Raw genomic sequence first — 11,689 nt, 5'->3', positions numbered from 1 at the left:
GGCGCCAGTACCTTGGTGGCCAAACCGGAAGCGAAAGCGTGCGTCTGCTCCTCATCGATCGCTACATCCTGAAGATGGCCGCGCTCGCCGCGATCGTGATCCTGATCGGGCTGACGAGCGTGATCTGGGTGACCCAGGCGCTGCGCGAGGTCGACCTGATCACCGGCAAGGGCCAGACCGTCTTCATCTTCTTCACGGTGACGCTGCTCTCGCTGCCGGCGCTGATCGCGGGCATCGCGCCGGTCGCGCTGTTCATGTCGACGCTCTACACGCTCAACAAGCTCAACGGCGATTCCGAGCTGATCGTGATGAACGCCGCCGGCATCGCGCCGCACCGGCTGACGCGGCCGTTCGTCATGCTGACGATCGCGACCTCGCTCCTCGTCGGCTACATGTCGATCTCGGTGATGCCGGCGGGCTTTCGGGCGCTGCGCGACCTGATCACGCTGATCCGCGCCGATTTCGTCGCCAACGTCGTCAAGGAAGGCCAGTTCGTCTCGCTCGATTCCGGCGTCACCTTCCACTATCGCGAGAAGCAGGGCGACGCGCTGCTCGGCATCTTCATGCAGGACCGGCGCGACCCGGCCCAGCCGGCGGTCTACATCGCCGAGCGCGGGCGCACGGTCGATGCCGACGGCAACAGCTTCCTGCTGCTGGAAAAGGGCACGATCCAGCGCGAGACCAAGGACAAGGACCGGGATACGACCTCGATCATCTCGTTCGAGCGCTATGCGCTGAACCTCTCGGCGCTCTCCGGCGATGCGACCGGCGGCGACGGCGAAGGCAATGGCGACAAGGTGGTCTACAAGCCGCGCGAGCGCACGACCTGGGCCCTGATCAACCAGGACCCGAACGAGGGCTACTACAAGATCCAGGCCGGGCGTTTCCGCGCCGAGCTGCATAACCGGCTCTCGGCGCCGCTCTACCCGATCGCCTTCATGCTCGTCGCCTTCGCCGTGCTCGGCGAGGCGCGCACGACGCGCCAGGGCCGCAACGCCGCGATCCAGACCGCGATCCTGACCGTCGGTGCCGTGCGCATCGGTGCCTACGCCGCCTGGACCGCCAGCGTCCGCTCGCCCTTCGCCGTCGTCCTGCTCTATGTGCTGCCGGCGGCGACGATCGCGATCGCGCTGCTGCTGATCTTCTACGGCAACAGGCTCAGGCCGTTCCTGGCGCGCCTGCTCGCACCGCTGCTCGCGCCGTTCAATGGCCTGACCGCCAGATTGCGGCGCGCCTGATGCTGCTCGTCTCGACCTTCGGCCGCTATCTGACGCGGTATTTCGCGCGCACGATGCTGAGCGTGTTCGGCACCTTCTTCTTCCTGGTGCTGACGCTCGATTTCGTCGAGCTGATGCGGCGCGCCGGCGATTCGCCGCTCGCGACCACGCCCAAGGTCATCCAGCTCGCGCTGTTCCGGGCGCCGGCGGTGGCCGAGCAGATCTTCCCCTTCGCCGTGCTGTTCGGCGGCATGTTCGCGCTGCTGACGCTGAGCCGGAAGCTCGAGCTCGTCGTGGCGCGCTCGGTCGGCGTCTCGGCCTGGCAGTTCCTGCAGCCGGCGGCGGTGGTCGCGCTGCTGATCGGGCTGCTCTCGATCATGGTCTACAACCCGCTCGCGGCCGAGATGAAGCGGCGCGCGACGGCGCTGGAGGCGGCGATCTTCGCCCGCGTCGGCCAGCCCACCAGCGGCCAGGACATCTGGATCCGCCAGCGCAGCGTCGACGGCCAGGCGATCATCCGGGCCGCGGCGGCACTGCCGGACGGCAGCGGCCTGTCGCAGGTGGCGATCTTCGCCTTCGGGCCGGAAGGCGGCTTCAGCGAGCGAATCGAGGCGCGCGAGGCGATACTTTACAACGGCTACTGGGAGTTGAGCGACGCCCGTGTGGTCTCCGCCACGGAAGAGCCACAGAGCTACAAGACCTATCTGCTGGCGACGACGCTCGAGCCCGAGCAGATGCGGCAAAGCTTCACTCCGCCGGATTCCGTCGGCTTCTGGTCGATGCCGAGCGTCATCGAAAGGACACAGAAAGCAGGCCTCGATACGACGCGATACGAGCTGCGTTATCAGTCACTTATGGCCCGGCCGCTGCTGCTGGTCGCCATGGTGCTGGTGGCTGCATCCGTTTCCTTAAGATTTTTCAGGTTTGGTGGCGTCACCAAGTTGGTGATAGGTGGCGTAGCGGCTGGGTTCGTGCTCTATGTTGCGACGCAATTATCGGAAGAGCTGGGCGCATCGGGGATCGTCAATCCGCCGGTGGCCGCTTGGCTGCCCGCGATTGTGGGGACGTTGCTCGGCGCCCTCGCCCTCCTGCATCAGGAAGATGGGTAACAGTACTGTGCCTATGGTTAATTTAGGGTTGAGCGTATGGCTGCAGGCGTGAGACGAATGGCGCGTTTTGCTGCGGCGACCGCCCTTGCCTCCAGCCTGGCCTATGTCCTGCCGGCTGGCGACGCATGGGCACAAGCCCAGGCGCCGCAGAAGCCGCAGGAGCGCATGGTCGTCGACGCTCGCGAGCTGGTCTACGACAACAAGAACAACGCCGTTTCCGCCGTCGGCGACGTGCAGATCCTGTATCAGGGCCGCACGATCGAGGCCGACAAGGTCACCTATGACCGCGCCAGCAAGCGCGTGATCGCGACCGGCAATGCCCGCATCACCGAATCCAACGGCACCGTCATCACCGGCGACCGCTTCAACCTGACCGACGACTTCCGCGACGGCTTCATCGATTCGCTGCGCGTGGTGAACCCGGACAAGACGCGCTTCACCGCGCCGCGGGCCGAGCGCACCGACGGCGAGACCTTCGTCTTCGAGAAGGGCATCTACACCGCCTGCGAGCCGTGCAAGGAGCACCCGGAGCGGCCGCCGCTCTGGCAGGTCCGCTCGGCGCGGATCATCCACAAGAAGTCCGAGCAGACGATCTACTACGAGGATTCGCGGCTCGAATTCGCCGGCATCCCGCTGGCCTACATCCCCTACATGTCGGGCCCGGACTCGACGGTGAAGCGCAAGACCGGCTTCCTGTCGCCGACCTTCCTCAACACCGGCCCGCTCGGCTACGGCGTCGGCCTGCCCTATTTCATCAACCTCGCGCCGAACTACGACGTGACGCTGACGCCGACCTACCTGACGCGCCAGGGCCTGCTCGGGCAGGTCGAATGGCGGCACCGGCTGGAGAACGGCTCGTACAACATCCGCGCCGCCGGCATCTTCCAGCAGGAGCAGGAAGCCTTCCTCGCCCCGCCCTACGGCGCCGGCGACAACAAGTTCCGCGGCTCGCTCGAAACCTCCGGCAAGTTCTTCATCAACCCGCGCTGGAGCTTCGGCTGGGACGTCGCGATGTCGACCGACCGCTGGTTCTGGAAGAACTACCGCATCAAGAGCGAGAGCATCAGCTCGACCACCTTCCTCCAGGAATCGATCTCGACGGCCTATCTCAACGGCCAGAGCTCGACCGCCTGGTTCGACCTGCGCGGCTACTACTTCCAGTCGCTGTCCTCGACCGACTGGCAGAAGCAGCAGCCCGTCGTGCTGCCGGTGCTCGACTACGACAAGCGTGTGCACAAGCCGTCCTTCCTCGGCGGCGAGATCGAGTTCACCGCCAACGTCACGCACCTGACCCGCGAGGCGGCGGCGTTCAAGGAACTGCCGACCCAGAGCACCTACCTGATCTCGACGCCCTACGGCTCGCTCTATGACGGTTGCGCCATCTACCAGAAGAGCACCTGCCTGGTGCGCGGCATCGCCGGCTCGGTGGCGCGCGCCACGGCCGAGGTGTCCTGGCGGCGCAACTTCATCGACCCGCTCGGCCAGATGTGGACGCCCTACGCCTCGGTGCGGGCCGACATCTTCTCGGTCAGCCCGTCGACGACCGGCTATGCCAACGCCAACGTCTCCTCGATCGCCGACACCTCGGACGAGGCCTTCGGCCGCGTCATGCCGGCGGTCGGCCTGATGTACCGCTATCCCTTCGTGGCGAAGACCTCCTTCGGCACGCATATCATCGAGCCGGTGGCGCAGGTCGTCGCCCGGCCGAACGAGACGAACAGCCTGCGCGTCGCCAACGAGGATTCGCAGAGCCTCGTCTTCGACGACACCAACCTGTTCGAGTGGAACGGCAAGTTCTCCGGCTTCGACCGGGTCGAGGGCGGCTCGCGCGCCAATGTCGGCGCGCTCTATACCGGCCGCTTCGGCTCCGAGGCCTATGCCAACATCCTGGTCGGGCAGTCCTACCAGCTCTCCGGCCGCAACTCCTATGCGCAGGGCGACCTGGTCAATACCGGCCTCAATTCCGGTCTCGATACCGACAAGTCCGACTATGTCGCGCGGGCCCAGCTCTCGCCGATGAAGGGCCTGTTCTTCAGCGGCGCGGCGCGCTTCGACGCGAGTACGATGGAGGCGCAGCGCATCGACGCGGCGGCGAGCTACAGCACCGGCAAGTTCTCCAGCTCGATCAGCTACGGCCGCTACGAGCCGCAGCCCGCGCTCGGCATCCCGCGCCGGCGCGAGGGTCTCGGACTGAACGGCTCGCTCGAGGTGGCGCAGTACTGGCGCGTGCGCGCCGGCGTCCTGTTCGATCTCGACAAATACAAGTACGACCGCGAGGTCTGGCGCAACACCTACGAAGCGGCCGTGCTCAACCCGGCGATCGCGGTTCCGGCCTATCCGAAGACCGGACCATTGCAGACCGCCTCGTTGAATTTCGGGCTCAACTACCACGACGAATGCACGGTGTTCGACGTGTCCTACACCCAGTCCTACGCTGACCGGGCGCTGAGCGGCACGAACAACAAGGACACGCGCACCGTGATGTTCCGGCTGGAGCTCAGGACGCTCGGCGAGATCAGCTATTCGCAGAATCTCGGCCAGAGCACCGCCGGCGACGGCGTGTCCTCGAGCAGCTCGCGCTGAGGCATCGCAATCGCATCGGACGGGGCTGACACGTCCCGCCCCGGAGAGAGACGTGCCGCCAAGACTTCTCGCTCTGACCCAAGGCGACCCGGCCGGCATCGGACCTGAGCTGACGCTGCTGGCCTGGCGCCAGCGGCGGGAGGCGGCGCTGCCGCCCTTCGCTTGCCTGGCGGACCCGGAGCACCTGCAGCGGCTCGCGCAGAAGCTCGCGCTCGACGTGCCCGTCATGCCCTGCGATTGGCGCGAGGCGCCCGCCCTCTTCGCGACGGCCTTGCCGGTGATCCCGCTCCATCATCGGGTCGAGGTCGAGGCAGGCCGCCCCGATCCCAGGACCGCACCCGGCACGATCGAGTCGATCGACCGCGCCGTCGCCGCGGTGAGGGACGGGCAGGCGGCCGCGCTGGTCACCAACCCGATCGCCAAGAGCGTGCTCTATGCGGCCGGCTTCGCCCATCCCGGCCATACCGAATACCTGGCCCATCTGGCGGCCGATGGCGGCCCGGCGCCGCTGCCGGTGATGCTGCTCTGGTGCGACGCGCTCGCCGTCGTGCCAGTGACGATCCACGTGCCGCTCAGCGCGGTGCCGGCGCTGCTGACGACCGAGCTGATCGTCGCGACCGGGCGCATCGTCGCGGCCGAGCTGACGAGCCGCTTCGGCGTCGCCAAGCCGCGCCTCGCACTCAGCGGGCTCAACCCGCATGCCGGCGAAGGCGGTGCGCTCGGCAAGGAGGACGATGCGGTGGTCGCGCCGGCAATCGCGCAGCTCAAGGCCGAGGGCATCGATGCGCGCGGGCCCTATCCGGCCGACACGATGTTCCATGCCCGGGCGCGGACCGGCTATGACGCCGCGCTCGCGATGTACCACGACCAGGCGCTGATCCCGATCAAGACCATCGCTTTCGACGAGGGCGTCAACGTCACGCTCGGCCTGCCCTTCATCCGCACCTCGCCGGACCATGGCACGGCCTTCGACATCGCCGGCAAGGGCGTGGCGCGACCCGACAGCCTCTGCGCAGCGCTGCGCCTCGCCGCGCGAATGGCCACTTATCAGGATGGCGCGGGCGCATGAGCCAGATCGACGATTTGCCGCCTTTGCGCGAGGTGGTCGAACAGCACGGGCTGATGGCGCAGAAGGCGCTCGGCCAGAACTTCCTGTTCGACCTCAACCTGACCGGCAAGATCGCGCGCGCGGCCGGGCCGCTCGAAGGCGAGACCGTCGTCGAGATCGGCCCCGGCCCCGGCGGGCTGACGCGGGCGCTGCTCGCCAATGGCGCGGCGCGCGTCATCGCGGTCGAGCGCGACCGGCGCTGCCTGCCGGCCCTGGCCGAGATCGCCGCGCATTATCCCGGCCGGCTCGATGTCGTCGACGGCGATGCGCTGGCGGTCGACCTCTCCGTCCATCTCAAGGGCGAGCCGGCCCGCATCGTCGCCAACCTGCCCTATAATATCGGCACGCCGCTGCTGGTCGGCTGGCTCAGCCTGGAGCCGTGGCCGCCGTGGTGGCGTTCGCTGACGCTGATGTTCCAGCGCGAGGTGGCCGAGCGCATCGTCGCGACGCCGGAGCAGCGCGCCGATTACGGCCGCCTCGCCGTGCTGGCGAACTGGCGCTGCGAGACCAGGATCCTGTTCGACGTGCCCAAAACCGCCTTCGTGCCGCAACCGAAGATCACCTCCTCGATCGTCCAGCTCGTGCCCCGCGCCGAGCCGGAGCCCTGCGAGCAGAGGCTGCTGGAGCGGGTCACGCTCGCCGCCTTCGGCCAGCGCCGCAAGATGCTGCGCCAGAGCCTGAAGGCCGTCACGCCCGACCCGCAGCTGCTGATCGAGGCGGCCGGCCTCGATCCGACCGCGCGGGCGGAGGAGATACCGGTCTCGGGTTTCGTGCGCCTCGCCAATGCGCTGGCGGCGCAGCGCTGAGGCCCTTAGAGACCGTCTCAGGCGATCTGTTCGCCCAGGAGCTTGTCGACGAAGGCGGCCATGCCGATGGCGCGCGCGCGCTTCTGGCGTTCGGCCGTCAGGATGGCCCGGACCGACTCGTAGGCCGCGCCGAGGTCGTCATTGACGATCACGTAGTCGTAGACGCTCCAGCGCGCGATCTCGTCGCGGGCATTGGCGAGGCGCTTGGCGATCACCTCCGGCGCATCCTCGGCCCGGCGCACCAGGCGCGAGCGCAGCTCGGCCATCGAGGGCGGCAGGATGAAGATGGCGACGACGTCCTCGCGCGCCTTCTCCAGGATCTGCTGGGTGCCCTGGTAGTCGATGTCGAAGAGGACGTCGCGGCCGGCCTTCAGCGCGGCCTCGACCGGCTTGCGCGGCGTGCCGTAGCCATTGCCGTGCACCTCGGCCGATTCCAGCAAGTCGTCGTGCTCGCGCAGTGTGTCGAAGGCCGGACGATCGATGAAATGGTAGTGCACGCCGTCGATCTCGGAGGCGCGCTTCGGCCGCGTCGTGACCGAGACGGAGAGGTCGAGATTGGTCTCCTTCTGCGACAGCGTCCGCGTCAGGGTCGATTTGCCGGCGCCCGAGGGCGACGAGAGGATGAGCATCAGGCCGCGACGGGCCGGGCGGATGAGATCGGCCATCGGCCCTACTCCACGTTCTGGACTTGCTCGCGCAGCTGGTCGACGACCGTGCGCAGTTCGAGGCCGATGCGCGAGAGGCCGGCATCGCCCGCCTTTGCGCAAAGGGTCGAGGCTTCGCGGCCGAATTCCTGCGCCAGGAAATCGAGCTTGCGGCCGATCGGCCCGCCTTGCGCAAGCAGCGCCTTGAGCGCCGCGACATGGGCGTGCAGCCGGTCGATCTCCTCGCGGATATCGGCCTTGACCGCGAGCAGCGCCGCCTCCTGGTGCAGGCGCTGCGGATCGAGCGCCTGGCTCGCCTCCAGCAGAGCCTGGACCTGGGCGGCAAGGCGCTCGCGAATGGCCTCGACACCGCGCGCAGGATGCAGTTCGGCCTCCTCGGTGAGGCGGGCGATCGTGGCGAGGTGGCCGAAAACGACCGCCTCCAGCGCCCGCCCCTCGGAGGCGCGGGCCTCGGTGAGGCCAAGCACGACGGCCTCGAGCCCGGCGAGCACGGGCGCCTCCAGGACGCTCAGCGCGTCCTCGCTCTCCTCGGCCAGTTCGACCACACCGCGAATGCCGAGCAGGGAATCGAAGGATGGCGGCTGGATGGTCGCGGAGACCGGGAGCCGGCCGACCGCCTCGATCAGAGCCGAGAGCGCCTGCTCGTTGATGCGCGGGCGCGGCGGGCCGGCATCGCTGGTGATCGAGAGGTTGACGTGGAGCGTGCCGCGCGAGAAGGCGCCGCTCAGGCGCTTGCGCGCCGCCTCGGCCAGAAGCTCGAAGCCCGGCGGCACGCGCACGCGGACGTCGAGCCCGCGCGCATTGACGCTCTTTACCTCCCAGGCCCAGGCATGAATGCCCGCCACGCCCGCCATGCGGGCAAAACCGGTCATGCTCTCGATGGCCATTGGGGCTCAAACTCCGCCGTTGCGATGCGGCGGGACCGTAGAGACGGGGGCAGCGGCCCGCAAGTCGGGCCAGGCCACAGACGCTGCGAAGATGGGGATGAAGGGCGCGGATTCGCGCAGATCAAGGCTGCTTTATTGCCGGAATCTGCTTCGGTGAATTGAGATCGTAGGTACGATTCAGCAGCGGGTCGCGCTGCGTGCCTTCCGAGGCATCGAAGGCGCGTATGCGCGAGCCGCCGGCAACGCCGGCGGGGCCGGGCTGCGGCCCCACTGCCGCAGTCGCATCGGCAGAAGCCGGATCGACGGCCGCGCGCGAGGCGCCCGGCGCTTCCGTGCGGCTGTCGGGAGCCGGCGGCGGCTCGACCTTGTCGACGGTATCGGCCGGCTTGTTGGTCTCGCGGCGCTGGGTCTCGACCTGGCGCCAGCGCGAGACGTTGCGGTTATGCTGCTCCAGCGTCTCGGCAAAGGCATGGCCGCCGCTGCCATCGGCGACGAAGTACAGGTCTTTCGTGCGCGAATGGTTGACCACGGCCTCCATCGCGGCGCGGCCGGGATTGGCGATCGGCCCCGGGGGCAGCCCGTCGATGACATAGGTGTTGTAGGGCGTCGACTGGGTGATCTCGTTGCGCTGGATCGGGCGGCCGAGCGTGCCCTTGCCGCCGACCAGGCCATAGACGATGGTCGGGTCGGATTGCAGCTTCATCTTGCGGTTCAGCCGGTTGATGAAGACGCCGGCGACGCGCGGCCGCTCGTCGGCACGGCCGGTCTCCTTCTCGACGATCGAGGCGAGCGTCACCAGTTCCTGCGGGGTCTTGATCGGCAGGTCGGCCGGGCGGCGGTTCCAGACGTCGTTCAGGATGCGGCGCTGGTCCTGCGCCATGCGGTTGATGATCTGCTGGCGCGGATAGCCGCGCTGGAACTTGTAGGTGTCGGGCAGGATCGCGCCCTCGCGCGGCGCCTGGTTGATGTCCCCGGTCAGGAGGTCGTTGTCCATCAGCCGGGCCACGATCTGCTCGCTGGTCAGGCCTTCGGGAATGGTGATCGCATGCTCGACCGCCTTGCCGTCGGCGATGATCTCGAGGATGTCGGCCTGGCTGACGCGGGCCTTGAACAGGTATTCGCCGGCCTTGAGCTTGGTCCAGTTGCCGGAGATCAGCGCCGAGATCCGGAAGGCCCAGGGATGCTCGATCAACCCCTCGCGCTGGAGCAGGTCGGAGATCTCGGTGATGCCGCTCTCCTTCGGGATGATCAGGACGCGGTCGCTGGCGAGCGGACCCGGCGCCTTGCTCTGGCTTGAGACCATGGCGATGCCCGCGCCGACCACGCCCGCCAGCACGAGGGCTGCGGTGAACAGCCCGCTCAGCATGGCGACGAAGGGGCTGCGGCGCCTACGGCGGGCCTTGGGCGGCGGAGCCGGCGGCGCGACCGGCTTCAACGCCTCGCTCGGACTCTTGGGGGCGACGCGGGGCGAATTGTTCACGGTGCGGGCGCTCGCGGTTCTGGTCTCAAGAGCGCCTTCCGCCGGAGGCGGTCGTCGGCGCGACATCTGCAAAAGTCAGGGCATGATGCTGTTTGAAAACCGATATCCGATCTTCGGCATCGCGCTCTAAGGTGTATCGAATCTCCAAGGGAGACTAGCGAAAAATATGGCGAAAGCGCGCTGCCGGTTGGCCGGCGGCGCGTCAGTCGACGTAGCGCCGCATCACCAGCGAGGCGTTGGTGCCGCCGAAGCCGAAGGAGTTCGACAGGGCGACCTCGACATGGCGCTTCTTGGCGACGTTCGGCACGAGGTCGAGATCGGTCTCGACGGAAGGGTTGTCGAGGTTGATCGTCGGCGGCACGATCTGGTCGCGGATCGCCAGTACCGAGAAGATCGCCTCGATCGCGCCGGCTGCCCCAAGCAGGTGGCCGGTAGCGGATTTGGTCGAGGACATGGAGGGCTTCCTCGGCGCGTTCGCCAGCAGCCGCTCGACCGCGCGCAGCTCGATCTCGTCGCCGATCTGGGTCGAGGTGCCGTGGGCGTTGATGTAGTCGACGTCTCCAGCCGTGATGCCGGCGCGGTTCAGCGCCGCCGACATGCAGCGATAGGCACCGTCGCCATCCTCGGCCGGCGAGGTGATGTGATAGGCGTCGCCCGACATGCCGTAGCCGACGATCTCGGCATAGATGCGCGCGCCGCGCGCCTTGGCGTGCTCGAGCTCTTCCAGCACGACGACGCCGGCGCCCTCGCCCATGACGAAGCCGTCGCGGTCCTTGTCGTAGGGGCGGGAGGCCTTCTCGGGCGTCTCGTTGAAACCTGTGGAGAGCGCGCGGCAGGCGCAGAACCCGGCAATGCCGATGCGGTTGATCGCCGATTCCGTGCCGCCCGCGACCATCACCTCGGCATCGCCGAGCGCGATCATGCGCGAGGCGTCGCCGATGGCGTGCGCGCCGGTCGAGCAGGCGGTGACGACCGCGTGGTTGGGGCCTTTCAGCCCGTGCTCGATCGAGACGTAGCCGGCCGCAAGATTGCTCAGACGGCCCGGAATGAAGAACGGCGAGAGACGGCGCGGGCCGCGCTCCTTGAGCAGGAGCGAGGCCTCGTAGATGCCGCCGAGGCCGCCGATGCCGGAGCCGATCGCGACGCCGGTCGCGATCTGGTCCTCGTAGCTCTCGGGCGTCCAGCCGGAATCGCGCAGCGCCTGCGTCGCAGCGGCCATCGCGAAGATGATGAAGTCGTCGACCTTGCGCTGCTCCTTCGGCTCCATCCAATCATCCGGATTGAAGGTGCCGTCGGAGCCGTCGCCGCGCGGAATGCTGCAGGCGATCTGCGCGGGCAGGTCGCTGACGTCGAATGCCGTGATCGGGCCGGCGCCGCTGGCGCCGGAGACCAAACGGGACCAGGTCGGCTCGACGCCGCAGCCAAGCGGCGTCACCATGCCGAGCCCAGTCACCACGACGCGTCGCATGGTGTGACTGCGTAGGCTCATGATCTCGTGTCGGCCAACGGCCGGTCAGGCGCTCTTCGACAGGAACTTGACGGCGTCTCCGACGGTGACGATCGTCTCGGCCGCGTCATCGGGAATCTCGACGCCGAACTCTTCCTCGAAAGCCATCACGAGCTCGACCGTATCGAGGCTGTCGGCGCCGAGGTCCTCAATGAAATTGGCGCCTTCGACGACCTTCTCGGGTTCGACGCCGAGATGCTCGATCACGATCTTCTTCACGCGCTCGGCGACATCGCTCATGGGTCTTTTCCTCAAAGATTGAAACACACCGCTGGATCGCGACGCGTATAGGGACTGCTCCCGCGACCCGGTTGCATCCCAGGGATG

The 11,689-nt window shown here is 67.9% G+C and carries 10 protein-coding genes; 5 read left to right on the top strand and 5 right to left on the bottom strand.

Annotation, left to right across the window (positions count from 1 at the left end; genetic code table 11):
- The first annotated feature begins 38 nt into the window (after positions 1–38).
- Genes lptF through rsmA form a run of 5 tightly spaced genes read left to right on the top strand, consistent with a single transcriptional unit; the run spans position 39 to position 6,823 of the window.
- On the top strand, positions 39–1,238 hold the full coding sequence (lptF, locus tag DWF00_RS03545; RefSeq protein WP_245973731.1) for an LPS export ABC transporter permease LptF: 1,200 nt from the start codon (positions 39–41) through the stop codon (positions 1,236–1,238).
- Positions 1,238–2,326, top strand: coding sequence for an LPS export ABC transporter permease LptG (gene lptG / locus DWF00_RS03540; protein WP_114830026.1), 1,089 nt, complete (start codon positions 1,238–1,240; stop codon positions 2,324–2,326). Before lptF ends, lptG begins: the two co-directional genes overlap by 1 nt.
- A 57-nt stretch (positions 2,327–2,383) precedes the next feature.
- Positions 2,384–4,909 (top strand): LPS-assembly protein LptD, encoded by a 2,526-nt coding sequence (locus DWF00_RS03535; protein WP_114830025.1) that lies wholly within the window; start codon positions 2,384–2,386, stop codon positions 4,907–4,909.
- A 52-nt stretch (positions 4,910–4,961) separates the two neighbouring features.
- Complete coding sequence (gene pdxA, locus DWF00_RS03530) at positions 4,962–5,978, top strand: 4-hydroxythreonine-4-phosphate dehydrogenase PdxA (RefSeq protein WP_114830024.1); 1,017 nt, start codon at positions 4,962–4,964, stop codon at positions 5,976–5,978.
- Positions 5,975–6,823, top strand: a complete 849-nt coding sequence (gene rsmA / locus DWF00_RS03525; protein WP_114830023.1) for a 16S rRNA (adenine(1518)-N(6)/adenine(1519)-N(6))-dimethyltransferase RsmA — start codon at positions 5,975–5,977, stop codon at positions 6,821–6,823. The genes pdxA and rsmA overlap by 4 nt, the downstream gene beginning before the upstream one ends.
- 17 nt (positions 6,824–6,840) lie before the next feature.
- On the opposite strand, the gene gmk is transcribed toward rsmA, so the two are convergent.
- The 5 genes from gmk to DWF00_RS03500 all read right to left on the bottom strand — a co-directional run bounded on the left by gmk (position 6,841) and on the right by DWF00_RS03500 (position 11,602).
- Positions 6,841–7,488 (bottom strand): guanylate kinase, encoded by a 648-nt coding sequence (gene gmk / locus DWF00_RS03520; protein ID WP_114830022.1) that lies wholly within the window; start codon positions 7,486–7,488, stop codon positions 6,841–6,843.
- Positions 7,489–7,493: 5 nt separating this feature from the next.
- Positions 7,494–8,375 (bottom strand): YicC/YloC family endoribonuclease, encoded by an 882-nt coding sequence (locus DWF00_RS03515; RefSeq protein ID WP_114830021.1) that lies wholly within the window; start codon positions 8,373–8,375, stop codon positions 7,494–7,496.
- Between the two features lie 121 nt (positions 8,376–8,496).
- Complete coding sequence (mltG, locus tag DWF00_RS03510; protein WP_114830020.1) at positions 8,497–9,921, bottom strand: endolytic transglycosylase MltG; 1,425 nt, start codon at positions 9,919–9,921, stop codon at positions 8,497–8,499.
- 136 nt (positions 9,922–10,057) lie between these two features.
- Positions 10,058–11,323 (bottom strand): beta-ketoacyl-ACP synthase II, encoded by a 1,266-nt coding sequence (gene fabF / locus DWF00_RS03505; protein WP_114830019.1) that lies wholly within the window; start codon positions 11,321–11,323, stop codon positions 10,058–10,060.
- Positions 11,324–11,368: 45 nt separating this feature from the next.
- A complete protein-coding gene (locus DWF00_RS03500; protein WP_043236751.1) occupies positions 11,369–11,602 on the bottom strand; it encodes an acyl carrier protein in 234 nt (77 codons plus the stop codon).
- Between the last annotated feature and the right edge of the window lie 87 nt (positions 11,603–11,689).

Origin of the sequence: Allobosea caraganae, from assembly GCF_003351345.1 — a bacterium.
GTDB lineage: Bacteria > Pseudomonadota > Alphaproteobacteria > Rhizobiales > Beijerinckiaceae > Allobosea > Allobosea caraganae.
The sequence above is the reverse complement of the archived record's forward strand: the minus strand, read 5'-3'. Positions and strand labels throughout refer to the sequence as shown.

What these genes read in the sequence shown, in the direction of transcription:
- lptG (WP_114830026.1), top strand. Translation starts at nt 1,238, where the DNA reads ATGCTGCTCGTCTCGACCTTCGGCCGCTATCTGACGCGGTATTTCGCG.
- DWF00_RS03535 (WP_114830025.1), top strand. Translation starts at nt 2,384, where the DNA reads ATGGCGCGTTTTGCTGCGGCGACCGCCCTTGCCTCCAGCCTGGCCTAT.
- rsmA (WP_114830023.1), top strand. Translation starts at nt 5,975, where the DNA reads ATGAGCCAGATCGACGATTTGCCGCCTTTGCGCGAGGTGGTCGAACAG.
- gmk (WP_114830022.1), bottom strand. Translation starts at nt 7,488, where the DNA reads ATGGCCGATCTCATCCGCCCGGCCCGTCGCGGCCTGATGCTCATCCTC.
- DWF00_RS03515 (WP_114830021.1), bottom strand. Translation starts at nt 8,375, where the DNA reads ATGGCCATCGAGAGCATGACCGGTTTTGCCCGCATGGCGGGCGTGGCG.
- mltG (WP_114830020.1), bottom strand. Translation starts at nt 9,921, where the DNA reads ATGTCGCGCCGACGACCGCCTCCGGCGGAAGGCGCTCTTGAGACCAGA.
- fabF (WP_114830019.1), bottom strand. Translation starts at nt 11,323, where the DNA reads ATGCGACGCGTCGTGGTGACTGGGCTCGGCATGGTGACGCCGCTTGGC.
- DWF00_RS03500 (WP_043236751.1), bottom strand. Translation starts at nt 11,602, where the DNA reads ATGAGCGATGTCGCCGAGCGCGTGAAGAAGATCGTGATCGAGCATCTC.